Origin of the sequence: Streptomyces sp. C1-1, assembly GCF_050214755.1 — a bacterium.
GTDB lineage: Bacteria > Actinomycetota > Actinomycetes > Streptomycetales > Streptomycetaceae > Streptomyces.
Genome location: NZ_CP189826.1, coordinates 5,639,005 through 5,661,319 on the forward strand (window position 1 = coordinate 5,639,005; position 22,315 = coordinate 5,661,319).

Below are 22,315 nucleotides of genomic sequence, written 5' to 3' on the forward strand. Positions count from 1 at the left end.
CCCCGGCGACCTCGGGCGCCTGCTACTTCTTCGCGCCCTTGAAGCCCGTCACCTCGGCGATCCAGGTGATGAAGTCGCCCGGGTCGGTGTTGGCGCCGTGGCCCTGGTCCCAGTAGTAGAGGTGGTTCACCTCGTCGCCCAGGCCGGCCGCGGCGGCGGCGAGGTTGGCGGAGACGACGTGCGAGGTGTCGGTGTCGTCGGTGCCCAGGCGGATCCACCAGTGCTTGGAGCGGCGGCCGTTGACCTTGTCCACCAGGTGGTACATCGGGTTCATCAGGCGCAGCTTCTCGGGGATGTCGGCGGCGACCCGCTTGGTGCCGAGCCCGGTGCTGTCGTTCTTCGCGCCGTAGGCGGTGAAGTGACGGTTCTCGGTGGTGCCCGCGCCGAACTCGTTGTTCTCGCCGGCCGACAGGTCGAAGGCGTCGAAGGCGGGCGCGGTCTTCTTGCGGGCGCCGACATGGGCGAGGTAGCCGTCCCAGGTGAAGCGGGCCTTGCCGGCGGAGAAGGTGATGAAGGTGTTCTTCGCCAGGTACGTCTCGCGCTCGGAGTCCGACAGGCCCGCGAGGTACCTGGTCGCCGACGGCCGCAGGTACTGCTCCAGCAGGTACTCGTCGTAGTTGCGGGCGGTCAGCGCGCCGAAGCGGTTCAGGCCGCGCAGCCTCAGCGACGCCTGGTACTCGGCGAACTGTGCGGCGAGGTCCTTCGACACGCTCTGGTCGACGACCTCGCCGGTGGACTGGGTGGCGTTGGCGCCCCAGTTCCACTCGTAGGCGCCGTCGGCGTGCTCCAGGTCGGTGATGGGGCACCAGGCGCCGGTCGCGAAGATCGCGTCGGAGGCGTCGGCCGCGCCGAGCTCCTTCAGGTACTTGTGGTAGATCGGGCTGTCGCCGGACGCGCCGAGCAGTGCCGACAGCGCGCCGCCCGCACTGGTGCCGGCCGACACGATCCGGTCCACGTCGCCGGGGATGCGCCCCTTGTTGGACCTGACGTACCGCACGGCCGCCTTGAGGTCGACGATCGCGGCCGGGGCCGTGCCGTAGTACTCGCCGGCCGAGTTCTTCAGGGTGCGGCCGCGCGCGCCGGGCTCGACGACGACGTAGCCGGCGGCCAGTGCCAGGAGCTGGTTGGAGGCGGTGGCGCCGCCGGTGGCGTTGGTGTTGCCGTTCGCGCCCGGGGCCGAGGCGCTGGGCGAGGCGCCGCCGCTGGGGGCGCCGCCGGGCGCGCCGCCGCCGGTCATGCCGCCGGCGCCGACACCCGTCGCGTCCGCGACGGAGGACGGCATGTAGCCGCCGACGGAGTTCGCGAACAGGATCGGCGCGTCGGACGGGTCGACCGCCCTGCCGTCGATCTCGACCGGCGCGCTGACGACGAGCGACTGGTACGTGGCGTCGACGGGCTCGGCGACATAGGTGATCGCCTTCCAGAAGTGGTACGTCACCGAGTGCTCGTCGCCGTCGGTGTCGGTGACCGTCGTCGTCAGCTTCTCGTAGCCGTCCGGGTCGAAGACCAGCGAGCCGGAGGAGGAAGCGGACGACGAGGAGCCGGTGGAGGCCTGGGCCCCGAGGGCGATGCCGCCGGCCGCGGCGACGCCCGCGGTGGCGCCGATGCCCATCACGACGGTCCTGCGCTTGACTGCCCTGTGCTTCACGGTTCGTCTCCCTCGGTATGCGGGTTGCGTCTGTGAAGCTAGCGAGGGTGTGGACGAAATTGCCAACAATCTGCGGGTATTCATGGCGACCCCACAGCTTCACGGGTGACGCACAGGCGGCTTCCGGGATCGTCGTATCTGACGTACCGTCAGATGTCATGGACTCGATCTGGCTCACGGGCGCGCAGTGGCTGGCCGTGCTGCGCATAGGACTCGGGCTGTGGTGGCTGGAGAGCTGGCGGCACAAGGACCGCAAGGCCTGGTTCGAGCGCGGGACCGGGATCAAGTGGGCGGCCGACATCGCGGCGAAGCACCGCTGGAACGCCGTACGCTCCGGCTTCGAGGTCATGGTGGTGCCCCGGCCGCGCACGATGGCGTATGTCGTCGTCTACGCGGAGCTGGCGCTCGGCCTCGGCCTGGTCACCGGATTCCTGACGCCGGTCGCCCTGGTCGGAGGCCTGCTGCTGAACGTCCTCTACTTCACCCTCATGATCCACGAGGTCGCCGAGCAGGGGCAGAACTCGATGATGGCGCTGATGTCACTGGTCGGCCTCTTCGGGATGTCGTGGCAGACCTGGTCGCTCGACAGCGCGCTGGGACTGTTCTGATGACCGGCCCCGCCCGCCACGATCTCCCCGAGGCCGACGCCTTCACCCGCGCCTACTGGGACGCGGCAGCCGGGGGCCGGCTGCTGATCCGCCGCTGCGGGGCCTGCGGGCGGGCGCACCACTACCCGCGGGAGTTCTGCCCGTACTGCTGGAGCGAGGACGTGGTCTGGGAGCGGGCGAGCGGGCGGGCCCTGCTCTACACCTGGTCGGTCGTGCACCGCAACGACCTGCCGCCCTTCGGGGAGCGGACACCGTACGTCGCCGCCGTGGTCGACCTCGCGGAGGGGCCGCGGATGATGACCGAGGTCGTGGGGTGCGAGGAGCCGGCCGCCGGTCTGGAGCTGGAGGTGACGTTCCGGGAAGGAGTGCCGGTGTTCCGGCCGCGCGGCCGCGGCACAGCGGCTTGAATGGGGCGATGCCCCCCGTCGACGAACAGCACGCCCTCTCGCCCTTCCCCGTCCTGCACGGGCTCGGCCTGCGCCTGCGGCCGTGGGACGCGCGCAGCGAGACCGACGTCGCGAACTGGCTGCGCGGCCTGACCGACCCGGACTTCCGGCGCTGGAACACCCCGCTCAGGCCGGTCACCGACCTGGAGTCGGCCCATGAGTCACTGAGCGCGAAGACACTGAGCGCGGTGGAGGGCACCGGGGTCTCCTACTGCGTGACCGACGCCGGGAGCGGCACCGTCCTGGGCCACATCGGCCTCAACCTCATCAACCACGCCCTGAGCAACGCCCGCGTCGGCTACTGGGTGCTGCCCGAGGCGCGCGGACGCGGGGTCGCCACCCGCGCCCTGGCCGTGGCGTCTCGGTGGGCGCTCACCGAACTGGGCCTGCACCGGCTGGAACTCGACCACGCCGTCGGACACGAGGCCTCCTGCCGGATCGCGGAGCGGTGCGGTTTCCGGTACGAGGGGACGCTGCGCGGAGCGACGTTCGAGGCGGGCCGGCACGACGCGTTCCGTGACATGCATCTGCACGGCCGCCTGGCGACGGACGCGGAGCCGGAAGGGCTGTAGACCGGGGCGGAATGTGACGGGGCACGCGTCGCCCGGCCGTAATTCGCAGGCGCCGGGCGCCGGGTCCGGGCGACCATGGGGCATGCGGCCCGACGACTGGTACTCCCTCGACGACCTGAACGCCTTCCTCACGCGCGCCGGGGCCTTCCTCCGCTCCCGCCCCGCCCTGCACACCGTCCCCCTGACGGTGACCGAAGGCCTGCGCACCCGCGGAGCGGCCCACTACGGCGGCGAGGCCCCGTACTTCGGTCTGCTGGAGAGGGACGGCACGGTGAGCGCCGCCTACTTCTGCACCCCGCCCTTCGAGCTGTACGTCACCGCCCTCGCCCCCGAGGAGACGGACGCCCTCGCCGTCCATCTGGCGGGCCTCGGGCGCCCGTTGACCGGCGTCAACAGCGAGGCCGCCACCGCCGCCGCGCTCGCCGAGGCCTGGCGACGGCACACGGGCGGGACCGTGGCGGAGCACGAACGCCACCGGCTGTACCGGCTGGGCACGCTGACGGAACCCGGACCCGTGCCGAACGGCCGGCCGCGGGTGGCGCAGGAGGCCGACCGGCGGCAACTGGAGCGCTGGCACGACGAGTTCACGCAGGCCGTCGGCGCCGGAGCGGCGGTGCCCGCGGACCAGTGGGCCGACGCCCGCCTCTCCTACGGCGGGGTCACCTTCTGGGAGGACACCGACGGCACCCCCCTGTCCATGGCCGGTGTGACGCCGATGGTCGCCGGCCAGATTCGCGTGGCACCCGTCTACACCCCGGCCCACCTGCGCGGCCGCGGATACGCGGGGGCGGTCACGGCCGAGGTCAGCCGGGCCGCGCTGGCGGCGGGCGCGCAGGAGGTGCTGCTGTTCACGGACCTCGCCAACCCGACCAGCAACGCCCTCTACCAGCGCATCGGCTACCGCCCGGTGGCCGACTTCACGGTCTACGGCTTCACCGGCGCCTGAGCGGTCACGGCCACAGCAGCTCCTTGACCCAACCGCCTTCCTGGAGGCGGTAGTCGAGCCGCACGTGCCGACGCCGTTCGTCGCCCTGGAAGAACTCCGCCTCCTGCGGACGCAGCCGGTAGAGGGTCCAGCTGGGCACGGGCGCGCCGGGGTCCTGCCGGGCCCGCTCCCAGGCCGCCTCGGAGGCCCGCGCCAGCTCCTCCACCGACCCGAGGACCTCGCTCTGGCGGCCGGTGAGGGCCGCGGCCAGGGCGCCGGTGGAGCGGGCGTGCAGATCGCCCTGGGACTCCGCCGAGGGCGCGGCGGTGACCGGGCCGCGCAGCCGGACCTGGCGGCCCAGGCGCGGCCAGTAGAAGCCGAGGGCGGCGTACGGCCGCGCCCGGAGCTGCCTGCCCTTGCGGCTGCCGGCATGCGTCGCGAACGACCAGCCGTCCGCGTCCGCGCCGTGCAGCATCACGATCCGTACGTCCGCCTCGCCGTCCTCCCCGGAGGTGGCCAGGGACATCGTGTGCGGCTCCGGCTGACCGGCCGCCACCGCCTCGGCGAACCACGCCGTGAACAGGGACAGGGGTTCGGCGGGCGCGGTGGCCGGGTCGAACGGGCGGAGGTCGGTGACCTCCGGGTCCCACACCCGGAGCGACCGCAGCAGTTCGTGGAGATCCTCGCTCATGCGCCGAGTATCGCCTCGCCGGACCCCGCCGAACGATTCGCCCGCCGCCCGCGTCCCCGGTACATGAACCCCATCCGGAACCGGAGCAGGGCGGCGGGGGCGTGCCTGCTCGCCGTCGGACTGGCCCTCACCGCCGGGAGCTGCGCGCGGCCCGACGTCCGCAGCGGCGGCGGCCCGCTCCGACTGTGCGGGGTCGACTTCCCGCGTGGCGCCGACGCGATCGGCGCCACACCGCTGGGCACCTCCACCCGGGGCATGCCGCCCGCCCCGGCCGGCGGCTCCCGGCTCCCGGCCAGGACCGGCACCCCGCTCGGCGTGATCCGCATCGTCGCCGTCTCTCACGACTGCCACCACGGCCGTACGGTCGTCGTCACCCCCGCGTCCGCCGTGCGCGTCGACGCCGTCGCCCGGGACCGGGCCGGCCGGGTCGTCGCGCTCGAACTGGTCACGGCGCGGTCGGGCACCACGACCCGGGTGCACGTCTACGCCTACGACGGCGGCCGCCCCGTCGGCCAACTCCGCACGACGGTAGGTTGACCGGGCGGACACGGACGGAGGAAGGCGGGACGAGGGTGAGGACTCGCGGGGCCGGCGCGCTCGCCGCCGGTGTGCTCATGGCAGCCCTCACCTCCTGTGCCTCCGGCCCCGACCCCTCCCGTGGCCCCGCCCTCACCGCTCCCGAGACCTTCTACCTGCGCCCCGTCGGCGACACGTCGGGCCCGCACGACAAGGTCCCCTTCCACCTCTCCGCCGCCGACGGCACCGGCGGCCGCGAGCGCGAGGGCCGTACGCTCACCGCCGACGTGCTGCCCGGCTCGGAGAAGGCCGTCGCCCTGCGCCGGAGCGGCGACTGCCGGGGTGGTCCCACCCATGTGACCTGCGAGGTGGGCGCGGAGTACGACAACTGGAGCGACAGCCCCCGCGTCTCACCGGTGGCCGCCGAGGGCAGCAGGGCGGGGGACACCGGAGTCGTCCGGTTCACGTACACCACGGCCAAGGGCAGGAAGCTCACCGCCCGGACCCGCGCCGTCGTGGGCGAACCGGTCCTCGAAGCCCGCACCCGTGCCTCCCTCACCGATGTCCGCCCGGGGGCGGAGCTGACCGAGCCGGTCGTGGTCCGCAACACGGGCGAGGTACCCGTCGAGGGCGTCGGCCTCGAACTCAGTGCCGGTGAGATGGAGTTCACGGAGAAGTACCGCAACTGCCGCTATCCGCAGCCGTACCACGGCCACATCGCGGTCTGCGAGTTCCCCGGTCTGCGCATCGAGCCCGGCGGGACCGTCGTGCTGCGCCCCGCGGTGAGACTGCGCGCATCCAGGACCGACATGTACACCTCGTACGGCCACGACGTGTGGGCCCTGGCCCTGGGCCGCCACTACGGCACCACCCCCAAGGGCGGCGACCACGGCGACGGCCCCACCCTGGCGGCCGAGCCCGGTAAGGCCCCGAGCGGCCCCTGGGTCAAGGGCGGCGGCCCCACCTATGTCGTCCTGGACACCCACGCCGACTACGCGGTCGAGGACGTCGCCCTGCACGGCGCCCCCGGCACGAGACGCACCTTCCGGCTGACCGTCCGCAACGACGGCCCCGCGGACGCGGGCGCCGTCGCCCGGCTGGTCTTCGAGCCGCCGCCCGGCACGACCATGGTGAAACAGCCCATGGAGGAGTACGACGACGGCGTGTACCAGCCCTACTGCGACTCGAAGGACTTCACCTACACCTGTGACGTCGGCCCGCTGAAACCCGGCGGCACGCGCACCTTCGAGTTCACCGCCCTCCTGGGCGAGCCGGGCACCGGCCGGCTGCTCCTGCGGGACGACAGGCCGAGCAGCGCCTGGGACCGGGGCAGGCGGGACGACGATCCGGCCGACGACCGGGCAGTGATCACCGTCGGCGAGTGATCCGGCCGCGGTCAGTCCCGCCCCAGCACGACCGTCCCCGACGAACAGAACCAGCCGCCCGTCCCCGAGGCCACCCCCAGCCGCGGCAACCGCCCGTCCCGGCCCCGCACTTGACGCGCCCCGGCCTCCCCGCGCAGCTGCCGCACCGCCTCCACGAGCAGGAACAGCCCCCGCATCCCCGGATGCTGCGCCGACAGCCCGCCCCCGTCCGTGTTCACCGGCAGCTCCCCGCCCTCCACCCTCAGCCGGCCCTTCTCCACGAACGCCCCGCCCTCCCCCTTCCCGCAGAACCCGAGATCCTCCAGGGTCACCAGGGTCATGTAGGTGAAGGCGTCGTAGATCTGCGCGAAGTCCATCTCGTCGGGCCGCACCCCCGCTCGCTCGAACGCCAGCCGCCCGCTCACCGCCGCCGGGGAGACCGTGAAGTCCGCCCACTCCGACATCGCCGCGTGGCTGACGTGCTCCCCGGTGCCGAGCACCCGGACCGGGACGGTACGGCAGTCCCGTACGTACTCCTCGGCCGCCAGCAGCACCGCCGCCCCGCCGTCGGAGCGGATGCAGCAGTGCAGCTTGGTGAAGGGGTCGGCGATCATCGGGCCGGACAGGACGTCGTCCACCGTGACCGGCTCGCGGAACATGGCGTCGGGATTCAGGGCGGCGTTCGCCCTCGCCTGCACGGCCACCTCCGCCAACTGCTCGATCGTCGTACCGTGTTCGATCATGTGGCGGCGGGCGGCCATGGCGTACTTGGCGATGAGCGTGTGCCCGTAGGGGACCTCGAACTGCAGCGGGCCGCGCGCGCCGAAGGAGAGGTTCCCGGTGCGCCGGCCCGCCCTGATGTCCGCGCGGGCCGTGGAGCCGTACACGAGCAGCACGGCGTTCGCGTGCCCGGCCGCGATCGCGTCCGCCGCGTGCGCCGCCATCACCTCCCACGTCGAACCGCCGACCGCCGTGGAGTCGACCCAGGTGGGGCGCAGGCCCAGATACTCGGCCACCTCCACCGGCGGCAGGGTGCCGAGGCCGGCCGACGCGAAGCCGTCGACGTGCCGGCGGTCCAGTCCCGCGTCCGCGAGGGCGCGGCGGGCCGCCTGGGCGTGCAGGGTGTACGGGGTCGCGTCGTCCACGCGCCCGCAGTCGGACAGGGCGACGCCGACCACGGCCACCCCGCGGCTACCGCGTGTCATGAGAGGTCTCCTCCCCCTGGGCATCTCGTTCCCGCCCCCCTAATATGACGGGCCGTCAGATCCGGAGGGAAGAGCCATGGACGCGAGCTTCACCGCCGAACAGGACGAGATCCGCCGCACCCTGCGCGAACTGCTCCGCAAACGCTGCGGCCCCGAGGCGCTGCGCGCCGCCCTGGACACCCCGGACGGCCACGACCCCGCCCTGTGGACCCTCCTGGCCGGCCGGCTCGGCCTGCCCGGCCTGGCCCTCCCGGAGGCGTACGGCGGGGTCGGCTGCTCCACGGCCGAGCTCGCCCTGGCGGCCGAGGAGACCGGCCGGGTCCTCGCACCCACCCCGCTCCTGGCGACCTGCGCCCTGGCCGCGCCCCTGCTCCTCGCCCTCGGCACCGAGGCTCAGCGCGCCGACCTGCTGCCCCGCCTCGCCTCCGGCGCCCTGACCGCCGCCCTCGCCGTGCCCGGCACCGCCCTCGCCGCCGCACTCGCGCTGACCGGAGACAACGGCGGCGACTGGGCCGGCGGCGGCCGGGCCGGGGGAGTGCAGGCCAGGCGGGCGGGGGAGCGGTGGCTGCTGTACGGGCAGATCGAGCAGGTGCTGGACGGGCACGGCGCGGGGCTGCTGCTGGTCGCCGCCCACACCGGCGGCTTCGCCCGCTCGCGGACCCTCCTCTTCCTCGTACGGGGAGACGCCGACGGGCTGGTGCGGGTACGGCGGACCGCCCTCGACGCCACCCGCCCGCAGGCCCGGCTGCAACTGCGTGACGTGGACGGCGAGCTGCTCGGCGAGGACGGCGCGGACGTCCTGGGCGCCCTGGCGACCGTGGGCGACGCCGCTGCCGCCGTGCTGGCCTGCGAGGCCGTCGGGGCCGCCGACCGGGCGCTGGAGAGGACCGTCGAGTACGTCGGGCAGCGGGAGCAGTTCGGGCGGGCGATCGGCTCCTTCCAGGCGGTCAAGCACCGGCTCGCCGACGTCTATGTGGGGGTGCAGGCGGCGAGGTCGGCTGCCTACTACGCGGCCTGGGCCACCGCCCGCCGCGAGCCCGTGGGCGGGCTGGCGCTCGCGCAGGCGCTGGAGGCCCTGCGCCGGGCCGCGGCGGAAGGCATCCAGTTGCACGGCGGCATCGGTTTCACCTGGGAGCACGAGGCGCACCTTTACTTCAAGCGGGCCGCCGGCGACGAACTGCTGTTCGGGCCGGTGCACCGGCTGCGGGCGCACGCGGCCGACGCGGCGCGGCTCTTCGAGGACCGGGAGGTGGCGGTGTGATCGGCGAACGCGTGGTGCAGAGGATCTCGTCGACGAGGGGCTTCGCCAAGGTGGCCCCGCACGTCGTCCCGGCGCTGGACCGTGCCGTGCACCGCCTGACCCGCGGGAAGGTCCTGCTCAGCGCGCAGATGCTGCCGGGGGTGATCCTGACGTCCACGGGGGCGCGGAGCGGGCTGACCCGCCGTACGCCGCTCGCGTGCATGCCGCAGGAGGACGGCCGCAGCTGGCTTCTCGTCGGCTCGAACTTCGGCCGTACGGACCACCCCGCCTGGACCCACAACCTCCTCGCCCACCCGGACGCCGAGGTCAGCTGGAAGGGCGCGGACATTCCCGTCCGGGCCCGGTTGCTCCAGGGCGAGGAGCGGACGGCGGCCTGGAAGGAGCTGCTGGCCTTCTGGCCGCCGTACGCCACCTATCAGGCGCGGGTGGAAAGGGAGATCCGGATCTTTCGGATCACCCGTCGCGGTCAGTGAGACGAGACCTGGGTGCAGGCCACGTCGTACTGGGACACCGCGTTGCCGCTGCCCGCGTTCTGGACGGAATGGGGGCCGGAACCGGCGTAGTTGGCGCCGGCGACGCCGCCCGGGTCCTCGTTGAACGCGGAACCTGGGGCGCTCGAGGCGTGGCCGGGGCTCGCGGACTCGGCCTGGCAGGACTGGTTGGGCTGGCCCGTCGCGAAGGCGGGCCCGGCGGCGATCCCCGCGGCGCCGGTGATCAGGGCGGCCGAGGCCATGGCGACGGCCGCTCGCTTCAGGAGGTTCATGAGCGCGTCTCCTCTCGCGGAGTACCTTCCCCATAGGTACGCAAACCGGGAGGAAACCACTCATCGCGATCACGGCGTCGCCGGATCTTCCCGCACAGCACAGCAGGCGGTGGTCCGGGGCACGATCACCCGGGGCCACCGCCTGCGAGACAGGACTGGGGGTCTGGAAAGGAGGGGCGGGCTACTTCGTCGGCTTCTTGCCCGTCACGCCCAGGTGTACCAAGAGCGCCAGATTCGGCTTCAGTTCGGCCTGCTTCACACCCCAGGTCTGGAAGCCCTTCTGGTGCGAGGCGACGGCCGCGAGCATCGCGACCAGCGAACCGGCGACCGCGGCCGGGTTCACGTCCTTGTCGACCTTGCCCTTGGACTGCAGTTCGGCGACCGAGTCCGCGAGGGAGTTGTTCACCGAGTTCAGGATCTTCATGCGGATCTTGTAGAACCGCTTGTCGCCCTCGGCCGCACCGAGGTCGACGACGCGCAGGATCGCGTCGTTCTTGCGCCAGAACTCCAGAAATCCGTCCACGAGTTCCTGCGCGGTCTGCCAGCCGGCTTTGCCGACCCATGAGCGGCCCTCGAGCAGCGCCGTCAACTGGCCGCCCTCGGTGGCCATTTGCTCGGCGATCTCCAGGACGGCGCCCTCGACGTCCGGGAAGTACTGGTAGAAGGTCGCGGGCGAAGTCCCCGCCTTCCGGGCGACATCGATGACTTTGACGTCCCGGTAGGGGGAGGAGCTGAGCATCTCGCTGAGGCAGTCGAGCAGCTTCTGCCGGGTCGCCTGCCCACGCCGGCCGGCCACGCGGCCGTCGACGGTACGCACTTGTCCTGTCATGCCGTCAGCTTACCGAGGGGTGATCGGAGCGCGATTCGGCCGACTGCAAATGGGGTGCACGGGGGTGCCGGGGCAGGTGTGCCTGGTCCTGCGGGGTGCGCAGGGCGCCGTTAGTTTGGCGGTATGGCCGAAAACAGGGCATCCGCGTACGGAGAGGGCGTCCCCTGCTGGGTGGACGCGCAGCTTCCCGACGTCGAGGCGGGCAAGCGGTTCTACGGTGAGCTCTTCGGGTGGACCTTCGAGGAGCAGCGCTACGGCGGCTCCGTATGGGCGCACCAGCGGGGCGAACCGGTCGCGGCGCTCGCCCGCAAGGCGGACGGGCGGCTGCCCACCGTCTGGACGGTGTACTTCTGCACGCCGGACGTGGAGGCGCTGGCCGACCGGGTCTGGGCGGCCGGCGGCCAGGTCGTGACGGCGCCGGTGCCGGTGGGCGACCTGGGCACGACCGCGCTGGTCACCGACCCCGAGGGCGCCGTCTTCGGCCTCTGGGAGCCGGGCGGCCATCCCGGCTTCGGCAGGCGGCACGAGCCGGGCACCTTCGCCTGGGCCGAGCTGTACGCCCGCGACACCGAGGCCGCCAACACCTTCTACGGCGAGCTGTTCCACGACGCCCTCTTCGGGCCGGACGCCGAGCCCGACTTCGGGCGGGCGGCGGTCTCCGAGGTCTTCCCGGCCGAGATGCCGCCGCACTTCGTCGTCCACTTCGCGGTCGAGGACTGCGAGGAGGTCCTCGGCACGGTCGGCCGGCTCGGCGGCCGGATCCAGGCACCACCATTCGAGACGTCGTACGGAAAGGTGGCGGTCGTCACCGACAATCAAGGGGCCTCGTTCGCCGTACTGGAGCGGCCCGAGCGCTGAGCCGAGCCTGGAATCGTGCCTTTTTGGGGTGAGACACCCCGATTCGCGCCCGGGTTCGCCACAGGTGCCCGGGCCAGGAAGAATCGGGGTGCGTGCCGCCATGGCGGTGCGGTGGTGAGACGCTGCACTTCGGTCGCGTAATCATGTGACTGGCGCGGCTCGTACGGGGAGGTGGCAGGCAGAGTGGTGGATCAGCTGACGCAGCACGATCCGCGGCGGATCGGGCCGTTCGAGGTGCTGGGACGGCTGGGAGCCGGCGGCATGGGGCTGGTCTATCTCGCGCGCTCGGCGTCGGGCCGGCGCGTGGCGATCAAGACGGTCCGGACCGAGCTCGCCGAGGACCAGCTCTTCCGCGTGCGCTTCACGCGCGAGGTGGAGGCGGCCCGGGCGGTCTCCGGCTTCTACACGGCCGCGGTCGTCGACGCCGACCCGCGCGCGGCCGTGCCCTGGCTGGCCACCGCGTACGTCCCCGCGCCGTCCCTCGAGGAGATAGTGAACGAGTGCGGGCCGCTGCCGGCCCAGGCCGTGCGCTGGCTCGCGGCCGGTGTGGCGGAGGCACTTCAGTCGATCCACGGCGCCGGGCTGGTCCACCGCGACCTCAAGCCGTCGAACGTCCTGGTGGTCGAGGACGGCCCCCGGGTGATCGACTTCGGCATCGCCTCCGGCGTCTCGAACACCCGCCTGACCATGACGAACGTGGCCGTCGGCACCCCCGCCTACATGTCCCCGGAGCAGGCCAAGGACTCCCGCAGCGTCACCGGCGCGAGCGACGTCTTCTCGCTGGGCTCGATGCTGGTCTTCGCCGCCACCGGCCACCCGCCCTTCCACGGCGCCAACCCGGTCGAGACGGTCTTCATGCTGCTGCGCGAGGGCCCGGACCTGGAGGGCCTGCCGGACGAGCTGCGGCCGCTGATCGAGTCCTGCATGCAGATGGAGGCCACGGGCCGCCCCAACCCGGCCGACCTCCAGGCCCAGCTCGCCCCGCACCTGTTCGGCTCCGGCTCCGACGACAGCGGTACGGCCTCGGCCTGGCTGCCCGACAAGGCCGTCGCCCTCATCGAGGCGCGGGGCCGCGGCGGCCGCCCGGCGCCGCAGGGCACCGGCCGCGGCACCGGCCGCCAGGCCCCCGCCCCCATCCCGCCGCCGCCCCCGCACGACCCGGCGCCCGTTCCCGTCGGCGCCCCCGACACCGGCCCCGTCCGGCTGGCCGGCGCCCAGGTGCCCATCGGCCCCGGCCCGCGCGTCGCCGACGTCCGTGCCGCCGCCGTCAAGGCGCCCCCGCCGGAGGCCGCGCTGGCCGCCTCCTGGTCCAAGGCCCGCCCCGGCGTCAACGGCACCGACCCCGCCGTGGGCCCCGCGGTGCAGGCGCCCGCGCTCCCGGAGACGGCGGCCGGCTGGCGCCCCTGGCGGTTCCGCATGTCCAACGACGTCTGGGGCACCCCGTCGGTCTTTGGCGACCTCGTCTACGTCACCTCCTTCGAGGTGCACGCCCTGGACGTGGCCACCGGACGGCGCCGCTTCAAGACCCGGGACGTCGCCTGGTCGATGGCGGTCGCGGACGGCCGTATCCACGCCTCCGACGGCCCCACGCTGTTCGCCCTGGACTGCCGGGAGGGCGCGGACCTGTGGCGGCTGTCCACGGACGCCTGGGTCTACTCCCTGCACGCCGACCGCGGCACGGTCGTCACCGGCACGCGCGGCGGCGGCGTCCAGGCCTGGGAGGCCTCCAGCGGGCAGAAGCTGTGGGAGCTCACCGGCGCCCAGACCGACTTCGAGTCGCCCGAGGCCGGGCCCGCCGTCCACGAGGGCACGGTCTACGTCTGGCAGGACGCCCGGCTGCGCGCCCTGGACGCCCGCACGGGCGACGAGCGCTGGTCCTACCCGATCGGCGACGCGGCCTCCTGCGGCGGCGTCCCGGTCCGGGTGACGCCCGCGCCGGACGGCTACGTGTACGTCTCCGCCGGCACCCGCGTGGTGGCCCTCGACATCGCGGGCGGCCACGTCAAGTGGCACTTCGAGGCCCCGGCGGTCTTCCTCTCCCCGCCCACCTTCGCGCCCGGCCCGGCGGTCACCGGCGGCGGCATCTACCTCGCCGACTACCTCGGCACGGTCTACGCCCTCGACGCCGCCGACGGCCGCGACCGCTGGCGCATCGCCACCGAGTCCCGCTCCTCGATCGACCCGGTCCTGGTGGCCGCGGGCCACGTCCACGTCGGCAGCGGCAAGGGCCTCTACACCCTGGACGCGGTCACGGGCACGCCCAAGTGGCGCTTCCAGGCGGGCGGCGACATCGTGGGCGCCCCGGCCGTCGCCGAGGGCCGTATCCACTTCGGCTCCACCGACCACCTGCTGTACACGCTGAAGGCCGACGACGGCCGCCTGCGCTGGAAGCTGGCGACCGGCGGCGAGATCACCGGGTCGCCGGTGGTCCGGGACGGGGTCGTGTACGCGTGCAGCAAGGACCGGTGCGTGTACGCGCTGGACGCGGAGAAGGGCACGGGCACCGCGCGCACGGCGTGAGGCGTCGGTGACGGCCGTCGTACCGGCTGACGGAAGGGTGTGGACGGCGGCCGTCCCCACCGACGCTACGCCCGGCACGCGCCGACCGCCATGCGGTGACACCACCGTGACGGACCGTCGCTAGGGTGGCGGTATGAACACACGGGGGCGGGCTTTCAGGTTTGCGGTTGTCATCGGGTTCGTCGTCGTGTCGCTGACGGGGTTCTCGACCGGGCGGCACCACGGCGTCGGCAAGCACCACGGCAGCGGTGGCGGGTGCAGCAGTTCCTCGCAGGACCACGACACCTCGCGGCACACGACCACCACGACCGGCGGCAGCGGTTCGTACTCGTCGACCGCCGCGGCCTCGCAGTCGCCCGCGATGGCGGTCCTGGTGAGCTGTGCGACCGTGAAGCAGCCGTACGCGACCGTCCAGGTCAGCAACCCGAACACCACCGCGGGCACTTTCGATGTCACCGTCACCTTCCTCGACGCCAAGGGCGGCATCGTCGCGACCCAGGCCGACCGGGCACGGGTGCCGGCGAGCGGGACGGTGACGCTGCGCGAGTACGTCGGCGGCGGCAGCGCCCGCGTCTCCCGCGTCGACCACTGCGAGGTACGGGACCTGGCGCCGGCGTCGGGCTGACGCCTAACGCGTCCGGAACCCCTTGCGCCGCCCGGCGAACAGCTCCGCCTGCCGTTCGCCCGGGAGGTTGCCGAGCGCGATCAGGTGGGGCGCCTGCGCGAACCCGGCGGCGACGGCGCTCTCCCGGGCCGCCCACAGTGCCCGCACGGTTCCCTGGACGCCCTCGGCGGGATACCCGGCGAGCACGGCGGCGCACTGCGTCGCCGCCGCCAACGCCTCGCCGGGCGCGGTGAGTTCGGAGACGAGACCGATGGCGTGGGCGCGCTCGGCGGAGATCCGTTCCGCCGTCCCCATGAGCATCATCCGGGCGACCTCGCCGTACGGCATCCGCTGGGCGAGGAGCACCGACTCGTAGGCGCTGACCATGCCGTACGTCGTGTGCGGGTCGAAGAAGGCGGCGGTGGGGTCGGCGACGACGAAGTCCGACTCCCCGAGGAGGTAGAAGGCGCCCCCGCAGGCCATGCCGGTCACCGCGGCGATCACCGGCTTCCACAGGTCGTTGGACTTGGGCCCGACGCGCAGGAGCGGATCGTCGGCCATGTAGGGGGAGCCGGGCTGGGGGACCACCGCGTCCCGGTCGAGGCCGGTGCAGAAGGCCCGCTCCCCGGCGCCGGTCAGGACCACGGCCCGTACGGAGTCGTCGAACCGCAACTCCCGCCACAGCTGCCGGAGTTCGTCGCGCATGGTGAGGTCGATGGCGTTGAGGCGGTCGGGCCGGTCGAGGGTGACGACGGCGACGCCGGTGTCCTTGTCGGCGGCCAGGCGCACGGTCGTCGTCATGGGCGCTCCAGGACCCACTGGGGCACTCCGTCGTCGGTGAAGACGACCTGTACCCGCGCGCCGATCCGGATGCGTTCGGGCGGCACCGAGTCCAGCCGCGCCCCCGCCTCTGCGACCAGGTTGCCGACGAGCCGGACGCGCGGGGCGTCGGCGAGTTCGACGACGATCACGTTGTACGGGGCCTGCTCGGCGTAGGCGGGCAGGAGCGGCGGGTGGGGGACGACGTAGGACCAGACGCGTCCGTGGCCCTCGGTGCGGCGCCACTCGGTGGCGAAGGACTGGCAGTGCGGGCAGCAGGGGCGGGGCGGGAAGCGCGGCTCGCCGCAGTCGGCGCAGGCCTGCACGCGCAGTTCGCCCTGGCGGGCGTAGCCCCAGAAGGGGGCGCCGTCGGTGTCGGTGACGGGGTTCAGCATCGCGGGCTCGGAGGGCATGTGTGCCTCAACTCCTCAGCAGCAGGGCGGAGGTGGGGACCCCCTCGCCGGCGGTGACGAGGCAGGTGGTGGCGTCCGGGACCTGGGCGGTGCTGGTGCCGCGCAACTGCCGTACGCCTTCGTTGATCAGGTTGAAGCCGTGCACGTAGGCCTCGCTGAGCCCGCCGCCGCCGGTGTTGAGGGGCAGCCGGCCGCCGATCTCCAGCGCGCCCTGCTCGGTGAAGGCCCCGCCCTCGCCGCGCGCACAGAAGCCGTAACCCTCCAGGGACAGCGGGATCAGCGCGGTGAACGCGTCGTAGATCTGGGCGACGTCGACGTCCTGGGGGGTGAGGTCGGCGTGCTTCCACAGGTGCCGTGCGGCGGTCCAGGCGGGGCCGGTGAGCGGGTCGTCGTTCCAGTAGTTGACCATGCCGTGGTGCTGGGCGGGCAGGCCCTGGGCGGCGGAGTGGACGTAGACGGGGGTCCGCCGGCAGTCCCGGGCGCGCTCGGCGCTGACGACCACACAGGCCAACGCGCCGTCCGTCTCCAGGCAGTTGTCGAAGAGGCAGAGGGGCTCGCTGATCCAGCGGGAGGTCATGTACATCTCGCGGGTCAGCGGGCGGTCGTACATGACGGCGGCCGGGTTCTGGTTGGCGCGGTTGCGGCAGGCGAGGGCGACGTTGAAGAGGTGGTCGCGGGTCGCGCCGTACTCGTGCATGTAGCGGCGGGTCAGCATGGCGATCTCGTCCGCCGGGCGGAGCAGGCCGAAGGGCCGGGTCCACTGGGCGGGGGTGGGGAGTTGGACGGTGGTGTTGGTCCAGGGGCGCGGGCCGGAGCCTCTCTTGCGCGAGCGCCAGGCGACGCCGACGCTCGCCTGTCCGGCGGTGATGGCGGCGGCGAGGTGGGCGACCGTGGCGCAGGAACCGCCGCCGCCGTAGCCGATCTTGCTGAAGAAGGTCAGGTCCCCGAAGCCGACGGACTTCGCCAGCTCCACCTCGTCCGTCTCCTCCATCGTGTAGGAGGCCAGCGCGTCGACCTCGCCGGGTGCGATGCCGGCGTCGTCGAGGGCGGCGAGCACGGCACGGCAGGCCAGCGTGCGCTCGTCCTCGGGGAGCCGCTTGGCGAAGGCGGTCTGTCCTATGCCGACGATCGCGGTGGCGTCCTTGAGTCCGGGCATGTCGGGGCACCTCCGCGTGGGGACAGGGCGGCTGACAGTGCGTCAGGTTACAGCTAATCTGATGGGTAGTCAGCTATGAGGTTGGGGGCTGTTGTGCGCGGTGACGTGGAGTGGGGCAGCATTCCGGGACTCGTCCGGTCGGCGGCCGAGCGGTACGCCGACGCCGAGGCGGTGGTGGAGGGCCGCACCCGGATCACGTACGCCGAACTGGGCGCCCGCGTCGAACGGGCGGCGGCGGCCTGCCTCGCCGCGGGCGTCGAGCCGGGCGACCGGGTGGGGATCTGGGCGCCGAACTCGCTGGACTGGATCGTCGCGGCGCTGGGCGCGGTGTCGGCCGGGGCGGTGCTCGTGCCGGTCAACACGCGCTTCAAGGGCACGGAGGCCGTCGAGGTGCTGCGCGGCAGCGGGGCCCGCCTGCTGTTCGTGACCGGGACGTTCCTGGGGACGTCGTACGTGGCCTCGCTGCGGCGGGCGATCGCGGAGGGGCCGGGGCTGCCGGGCCTGGAGCAGGTGGTCGTGCTGTCGGACGACGCGCCCGCCGACTTCCGGACCTGGAAGGACTTCCTGGCGGGCGGGGACGGGGTCGCGGCCGGCCGGGTGCGGGCCCGCGCGGCGGCGGTGGAGGGCTCGTGGCCGTCGGACATCATCTTCACGTCCGGCACGACGGGCCGCCCCAAGGGGGCGGTGATCACGCACGCGCAGTCGCTGCGGGCGTACGAGATCTGGTGCGACCTCGCCGGACTGCGGCGGGGCGACCGCTACCTCGTCGTCAACCCCTTCTTCCACACCTTCGGTTACAAGGCCGGCGTCCTGGCCTGTCTGATGCGGGGCGCGACGATGATCCCCCAGCCGGTGTTCAACGTGGACACGGTCCTGGCCAACATCGCGGCGGAACGCGTCTCGGTGCTGCCCGGCCCGCCCACCCTGCACCAGTCGCTGCTGGACCACCCGGCGCGCGACGCGCACGACCTGTCCGCGCTGCGGCTGGTGGTGACGGGCGCGGCGGTGGTGCCGCTGCGGCTGGTGGAGCGGCTGCGCGGGGAACTGGGCGTGGAGACGGTCCTGACGGCGTACGGCCTCTCGGAGGCCTCCGGCATCGTCACGATGTGCCGCCGGGGCGACGACCCGACGGTGATCGCCTCGACGTCCGGCCGGGCGATCCCCGGCACCGAGGTCCGCGTCGAGGCGCCGGCCGGCGAACCCGGCGAGGTCCTGGTCCGCGGCTTCAACGTCATGCGCGGCTACTACGAGGACGAGGCGGCGACGGCAGAGGTCCTGGGCGAGGACGGCTGGCTGCGCACGGGCGACGTGGGCGTCCTGGACGCGGTCGGCAACCTCCGGATCACCGACCGGATCAAGGACATGTTCATCGTCGGCGGCTTCAACGCCTACCCGGCGGAGATAGAGCAACTCCTCGGCCTGCACCCGGACGTGGCGGACGTCGCGGTCATCGGCGTACCGGACCCCCGCCTGGGCGAGGTCGGCAAGGCCTACGTGGTGCGCCGGCCCGGAGCCGTCCTGACAGCGGACGACCTGATGGCCTGGTCCCGCCGCGAGATGGCCAACTACAAGGTCCCCAGGGCGGTGGAGTTCGTCCCGCAACTGCCCCGCAACGCGAGCGGGAAGGTGGTCAAGGGCGAGCTGCGGGGGCGGCGGCCCTGACGGCCGTCCGCCCCCGGACACACCTCGGCCGCGGCGGCTCCCCTCCGTGCCGCCGCGGCCGTCCCCGTGTGGAGAGAGCTTCAGGCCTTCTCGTCCGTGATGTGGGTGTCGAGCGGGCTCACGGCCGCGGGCGCGTCGGTGATGTGCGTGTCGAGCGGCTTGACGTCCCCGGCGTCGGCATCCGTGATGTGGGTGTCGAGCGGGTTCACCGTGCCGACGGGCGCGTCCGTGATGTGGGTGTCGAGCGGCTTGACGGTGCCGTCGTTCTTCTTCGTTTCAGCCATGGTCTTCCACTCCTGAGGCGGTGATGACTAAGTCCGTCCGGCGACTCCCCCGAGGGCCGCCGGACGGACTGTGCAGGGCCGTTCACCATAGGCGGTGGGCCGCAGTGCCGATCCGTCTGCCCCCCGACGCGACGCATCGACACGCTCAGGATGGCGGGGCGCGATAAACGAATGATGAACGCCCGCGATCCCCCTCGGACCCCGCCCGCGAGCCCGTCAGGCCGCGGCCGGCGAGGAGACCAGGGCGCGCACCTCGGCGGCCTCGGCCGAGCCCAGCTCCTCGTAGATGGACAGCGCCTCCCGCCAGCAGGCCTGGGCCCGCCCGGACTGCCCGATGCCGTCGAGAGCCCGGCCCAGGACGGTCAGGACGTTCCCGCGGCGCCACTCGCCGCCGATGCCGCGCAGCACGGCGAGCGACTGCTCCGCGAGCGCGGCGGCCTGCGCGGGTTTCCCCTCGGTCAGGCGTACTTCGGCGATGCGGAAGATGGTCATGCCCTCCCACAGGCGCTGCCGGCTGTCCCGGAAGATCTCCAGCGCCTCCGTGAACCGCACGGCCGCCTGGTCGAGGTCGCCGGCCTGGGCGAGCGCGAGCCCCAGGGCGTACCGTCCGTTGGCGCCCCGCAGAGTGTGGCCGAGGCGGTCGTAGATGCTCAGGCCCTGCCGGGCCAGTGCCACCGCGCTCTCGGTCCGGCCCATCGCCAGGTGTGAGCGGGACAGGTTGCACAGGGCGTTCGCCTCGCCGGCGAGGTTGCGGTCGGCGCGGAAGGCGTCGATCGCCTCCTGCAGGTGGGCCGCGCCCTCCGCGTGCCGGTTGCGGTACACGGCGATGACGCCGCGGTGGTTGGGCACCCAGCAGTCGAGGGCCGTGTCGTCGATCTCGTGCACGAGGGCGGCCGCCCGCTCGGCCTCCTCGGCCGCCTGGTCGAAGCGCCCCGCGGCCAGGTGGGCCTCGGTGAGCGTCGTCCGGGCCCGGCCCTCGGCGTGCGCGTCGCCCGCCTCGGCGGCGGCATCGCGCGCCGCCGCCGCGTTGGCGCCGTACGCGCGCGCGTTCGCCCCGGACTCCGCCAGGTCCTTCGCGGCCCACAGCAGGTCGACGGCCCGGCGCAGCCGGCTGCCGCCCAGGGACTGGTGGACGCAGGCCAGAAGGCAGTTGGCCTCGGCGTACAGCCAGTCCTGTGCCGCGTGCCGGTCCGTGAAGGTGAGCCCGGGATGGTCCGTGGGCTCCAGGTGATCCACCAGCCGGTCCCCCGGCCGTTCCAGGGCGTACACGCCCGCCGCCGTCGCGAGGTAGAAGTCCAGCAGGCGGGAGAGGGCCGCCTCGGGTTCGCTGGGCGGCCACTCGTCGCGATCCGCGCACGCACGCGCGTAGAGCCGTACGAGGTCGTGGTAGCGGTAGCGGCCGGGCGCCGCGGACTCCAGCAGGGAGGTGTCCACGAGGGACTCCAGCAGGTCCTCCGTGTCCTCCTCCGGAAGGTCGAGGACGGCCGCGGCGGCCGGCAGCGAGATGTCCGGGCCGTCCGCGAGGCCGAGCAGGCGGAAGGCGCGGGCCTGGGCCGGCTCGAGCTGACCGTAGCCCAGCTCGAAGGTGGCCTTGACCGCCAGGTCCCCGGCCTGGAGCTCGTCCAGGCGGCGCCGCTCGTCCGCCAGTTTCGCCGCGAGGACGGAGACCGTCCACGTTCTGCGCGCGGCCAGCCGGGACGCGGCGATGCGGATGGCGAGCGGCAGGAAGCCGCAGGCCGCGACGACGTCCAGGGCGGCCTCCCGCTCCGACGCCACCCGTTCCTCGCCGACGATCCTCGTGAACAGCTGCAGCGCCTCGTCCGGCGACATCACGTCCAGGTCCACCAGATGGGCCCCCGCGAGGTCCACCATCCGCACCCGCGAGGTCACCAGGGCCGCGCAGCCCTCCGTCCCGGGCAGCAGCGGACGTACCTGGGCCGCGTCCCGGGCGTTGTCCAGCAGCACCAGGACCCGGCGGCCGTCGAGGACCGAGCGGTACAGGGCGGCCCGTTCCTCCAGGGAGTCCGGGATCGCCGTGTCGGGTGTCCCGAGGGCCCGCAGGAAGGAGCCCAGCACCGTCTCCGGCTCGGCGGCCCGCGCCCCGGCCCCCATCAGGTCGACGTACAACTGGCCGTCGGGGAAGGCCGACCGCGCCTGGTGGGCCACGTGCACCGCGAGCGTCGTCTTGCCGACGCCGCCGATGCCGGCCAGCGCCGAGACGGCCATCACACGGCCCTCGGCGGAGGACAGCACCTCGCCGAGCTCGCGCACGAAGGCCGCCCGGCCCGTGAAGTCGGGGACGGTGGCGGGGAGCTGGGCCGGACGCACGGGGGCGGCGGCGGGTTCGGCCGCCGGGGCGGAGGGTTCCGCCAGACCGGGGTCGGCCTCCAGGATGCGCTGCTGCAGCTCGCGCAGGGCCGGGCGGGGGTCGACCCCCAGCTCGTCGGCCAGCAGGCGGCGGGTGTCCGCGTACACCGCGAGGGCCTCCGCCTGCCGGCCGCTGCGGTACAGCGCCAGCATCAGCAGCTCACGCAGGCGTTCGCGCAGCGGGTGGGCCGCGGTGAGGGCGGTGAGCTCGGAGACGGCCTCCGCGTGACAGCCCTGCTCCAGGTCCATGTCCAGCCGGGATTCGAGGAGTTGAAGGCGCCACTCCTCCAGACGGACCCGCTGGGCCTCCGCGTACGGGCCCGGCACGCCCGCCAGTGTCTCCCCGTCCCACAGGGCCAGCGCGCGGTCCAGCACCTCGCGGGCGTGGCACAGGTCCCCGGTGTTCTTCGCCTTCTCCGCCTCGGCCGCCAGGTCCTGCGCCACCGCGAGGTCGAAGGCGCCCTCGGCGAGGCCGCGGATCGCGTAGCCGCCCGACTCGCTCACCAGGACGCCGGGGTCCAGCACCTTGCGCAGCCGGGACGCGTATGTCCGCAGCGCGGCCAGCGCCTGCGACGGCGGCTCCTCGCCCCACAGGGCGTCGATCAGCTCGGCCGCGGTCGCCGTGCGGCCCTCGCGCAGCAGCAGGGCGGCCAGCAGGGCGCGTTGCTGCGGGGAGCCGGTGTTCAACGACTCGTCCCCGCGCCGGGCTCGCACGGGTCCGAGCACGCCGAAGCACAGGGCCGCAGGCTCCGCAGAGGGGCTCGAACGCCTCTGCTCGGGCACCCGCGGTACACGGTCGACCAT

Annotated in this window: 22 protein-coding genes; 12 read left to right on the top strand and 10 right to left on the bottom strand. The window is 73.6% G+C overall.

Annotation, left to right across the window (positions count from 1 at the left end; all coding sequences use genetic code 11):
* Nucleotides 1-22 precede the first annotated feature (22 nt).
* Complete coding sequence (locus tag ACQF4J_RS25875) at nt 23-1,612, bottom strand: subtype B tannase (RefSeq protein ID WP_351561018.1); 1,590 nt, start codon at nt 1,610-1,612, stop codon at nt 23-25.
* A 194-nt stretch (nt 1,613-1,806) separates the two neighbouring features.
* Between ACQF4J_RS25875 and ACQF4J_RS25880 the strand changes: the two genes are divergently transcribed.
* The 4 genes from ACQF4J_RS25880 to ACQF4J_RS25895 all read left to right on the top strand — a co-directional run bounded on the left by ACQF4J_RS25880 (nt 1,807) and on the right by ACQF4J_RS25895 (nt 4,220).
* A complete protein-coding gene (locus tag ACQF4J_RS25880) occupies nt 1,807-2,256 on the top strand; it encodes a DoxX family protein (protein WP_351560882.1) in 450 nt (149 codons plus the stop codon).
* Complete coding sequence (locus tag ACQF4J_RS25885; protein WP_427166883.1) at nt 2,256-2,663, top strand: Zn-ribbon domain-containing OB-fold protein; 408 nt, start codon at nt 2,256-2,258, stop codon at nt 2,661-2,663. Before ACQF4J_RS25880 ends, ACQF4J_RS25885 begins: the two co-directional genes overlap by 1 nt.
* 8 nt (nt 2,664-2,671) lie before the next feature.
* Nucleotides 2,672-3,274: a GNAT family N-acetyltransferase gene (locus ACQF4J_RS25890; protein WP_351560886.1), complete on the top strand. Its 603-nt coding sequence runs from the start codon at nt 2,672-2,674 to the stop codon at nt 3,272-3,274.
* 82 nt (nt 3,275-3,356) lie between these two features.
* A complete protein-coding gene (locus ACQF4J_RS25895; protein ID WP_427166884.1) occupies nt 3,357-4,220 on the top strand; it encodes a GNAT family N-acetyltransferase in 864 nt (287 codons plus the stop codon).
* A 4-nt stretch (nt 4,221-4,224) separates the two neighbouring features.
* Here the strand turns inward: ACQF4J_RS25895 and ACQF4J_RS25900 are convergent, their stop codons facing one another.
* A complete protein-coding gene (locus ACQF4J_RS25900) occupies nt 4,225-4,890 on the bottom strand; it encodes a pyridoxine/pyridoxamine 5'-phosphate oxidase (protein WP_351798967.1) in 666 nt (221 codons plus the stop codon).
* A gap of 63 nt (nt 4,891-4,953) precedes the next feature.
* Here ACQF4J_RS25900 and ACQF4J_RS25905 point away from each other — a divergent pair, with 63 nt between their 5' ends.
* Both ACQF4J_RS25905 and ACQF4J_RS25910 read left to right on the top strand, forming a co-directional pair.
* Complete coding sequence (locus ACQF4J_RS25905) at nt 4,954-5,427, top strand: hypothetical protein (RefSeq protein ID WP_427166885.1); 474 nt, start codon at nt 4,954-4,956, stop codon at nt 5,425-5,427.
* Nucleotides 5,428-5,462: 35 nt separating this feature from the next.
* Nucleotides 5,463-6,791: a hypothetical protein gene (locus tag ACQF4J_RS25910; RefSeq protein ID WP_351798961.1), complete on the top strand. Its 1,329-nt coding sequence runs from the start codon at nt 5,463-5,465 to the stop codon at nt 6,789-6,791.
* A gap of 11 nt (nt 6,792-6,802) precedes the next feature.
* On the opposite strand, the gene ACQF4J_RS25915 is transcribed toward ACQF4J_RS25910, so the two are convergent.
* Entirely contained in the window at nt 6,803-7,975 is a 1,173-nt protein-coding gene (locus ACQF4J_RS25915; RefSeq protein WP_351560895.1) for a thiolase C-terminal domain-containing protein, read from the bottom strand.
* Nucleotides 7,976-8,051: 76 nt separating this feature from the next.
* Between ACQF4J_RS25915 and ACQF4J_RS25920 the strand changes: the two genes are divergently transcribed.
* Together ACQF4J_RS25920 and ACQF4J_RS25925 are read left to right on the top strand one after the other, a co-directional pair.
* Entirely contained in the window at nt 8,052-9,236 is a 1,185-nt protein-coding gene (locus ACQF4J_RS25920; RefSeq protein ID WP_351560897.1) for an acyl-CoA dehydrogenase family protein, read from the top strand.
* On the top strand, nt 9,233-9,709 hold the full coding sequence (locus tag ACQF4J_RS25925) for a nitroreductase/quinone reductase family protein (protein WP_351560899.1): 477 nt from the start codon (nt 9,233-9,235) through the stop codon (nt 9,707-9,709). The genes ACQF4J_RS25920 and ACQF4J_RS25925 overlap by 4 nt, the downstream gene beginning before the upstream one ends.
* On the opposite strand, the gene ACQF4J_RS25930 is transcribed toward ACQF4J_RS25925, so the two are convergent.
* On the bottom strand, nt 9,703-9,999 hold the full coding sequence (locus tag ACQF4J_RS25930; protein ID WP_351560901.1) for a hypothetical protein: 297 nt from the start codon (nt 9,997-9,999) through the stop codon (nt 9,703-9,705). The genes ACQF4J_RS25925 and ACQF4J_RS25930 overlap by 7 nt on opposite strands.
* A 181-nt stretch (nt 10,000-10,180) precedes the next feature.
* Entirely contained in the window at nt 10,181-10,816 is a 636-nt protein-coding gene (locus ACQF4J_RS25935; protein ID WP_058924738.1) for a TetR family transcriptional regulator, read from the bottom strand.
* Between the two features lie 135 nt (nt 10,817-10,951).
* Between ACQF4J_RS25935 and ACQF4J_RS25940 the strand changes: the two genes are divergently transcribed.
* From ACQF4J_RS25940 to ACQF4J_RS25950, 3 genes are all read left to right on the top strand, one after another.
* Nucleotides 10,952-11,686, top strand: a complete 735-nt coding sequence (locus tag ACQF4J_RS25940) for a VOC family protein (RefSeq protein ID WP_351798958.1) — start codon at nt 10,952-10,954, stop codon at nt 11,684-11,686.
* A gap of 183 nt (nt 11,687-11,869) precedes the next feature.
* Nucleotides 11,870-14,206, top strand: coding sequence for a serine/threonine-protein kinase (locus ACQF4J_RS25945; protein ID WP_351798955.1), 2,337 nt, complete (start codon nt 11,870-11,872; stop codon nt 14,204-14,206).
* Between the two features lie 133 nt (nt 14,207-14,339).
* The gene (locus tag ACQF4J_RS25950) at nt 14,340-14,831 is read left to right on the top strand and encodes a hypothetical protein (RefSeq protein ID WP_427166886.1); all 492 of its coding nucleotides are present in this window, start codon (nt 14,340-14,342) and stop codon (nt 14,829-14,831) included.
* 3 nt (nt 14,832-14,834) lie between these two features.
* Here the strand turns inward: ACQF4J_RS25950 and ACQF4J_RS25955 are convergent, their stop codons facing one another.
* The 3 genes from ACQF4J_RS25955 to ACQF4J_RS25965 are packed head-to-tail and all read right to left on the bottom strand — an operon-like array spanning nt 14,835 to nt 17,198.
* Complete coding sequence (locus ACQF4J_RS25955; protein ID WP_351560907.1) at nt 14,835-15,611, bottom strand: enoyl-CoA hydratase/isomerase family protein; 777 nt, start codon at nt 15,609-15,611, stop codon at nt 14,835-14,837.
* Nucleotides 15,608-16,024: a Zn-ribbon domain-containing OB-fold protein gene (locus tag ACQF4J_RS25960; RefSeq protein ID WP_351561020.1), complete on the bottom strand. Its 417-nt coding sequence runs from the start codon at nt 16,022-16,024 to the stop codon at nt 15,608-15,610. Before ACQF4J_RS25960 ends, ACQF4J_RS25955 begins: the two co-directional genes overlap by 4 nt.
* Before the next feature lie 25 nt (nt 16,025-16,049).
* On the bottom strand, nt 16,050-17,198 hold the full coding sequence (locus ACQF4J_RS25965) for a lipid-transfer protein (protein WP_351560909.1): 1,149 nt from the start codon (nt 17,196-17,198) through the stop codon (nt 16,050-16,052).
* 93 nt (nt 17,199-17,291) lie between these two features.
* Here ACQF4J_RS25965 and ACQF4J_RS25970 point away from each other — a divergent pair, with 93 nt between their 5' ends.
* A complete protein-coding gene (locus tag ACQF4J_RS25970) occupies nt 17,292-18,860 on the top strand; it encodes a FadD3 family acyl-CoA ligase (RefSeq protein WP_351560911.1) in 1,569 nt (522 codons plus the stop codon).
* Between the two features lie 80 nt (nt 18,861-18,940).
* On the opposite strand, the gene ACQF4J_RS25975 is transcribed toward ACQF4J_RS25970, so the two are convergent.
* Both ACQF4J_RS25975 and ACQF4J_RS25980 read right to left on the bottom strand, forming a co-directional pair.
* Nucleotides 18,941-19,144: a hypothetical protein gene (locus ACQF4J_RS25975; protein ID WP_351560913.1), complete on the bottom strand. Its 204-nt coding sequence runs from the start codon at nt 19,142-19,144 to the stop codon at nt 18,941-18,943.
* 216 nt (nt 19,145-19,360) lie between these two features.
* The gene (locus tag ACQF4J_RS25980; RefSeq protein ID WP_351798946.1) at nt 19,361-22,315 is read right to left on the bottom strand and encodes an AfsR/SARP family transcriptional regulator; all 2,955 of its coding nucleotides are present in this window, start codon (nt 22,313-22,315) and stop codon (nt 19,361-19,363) included.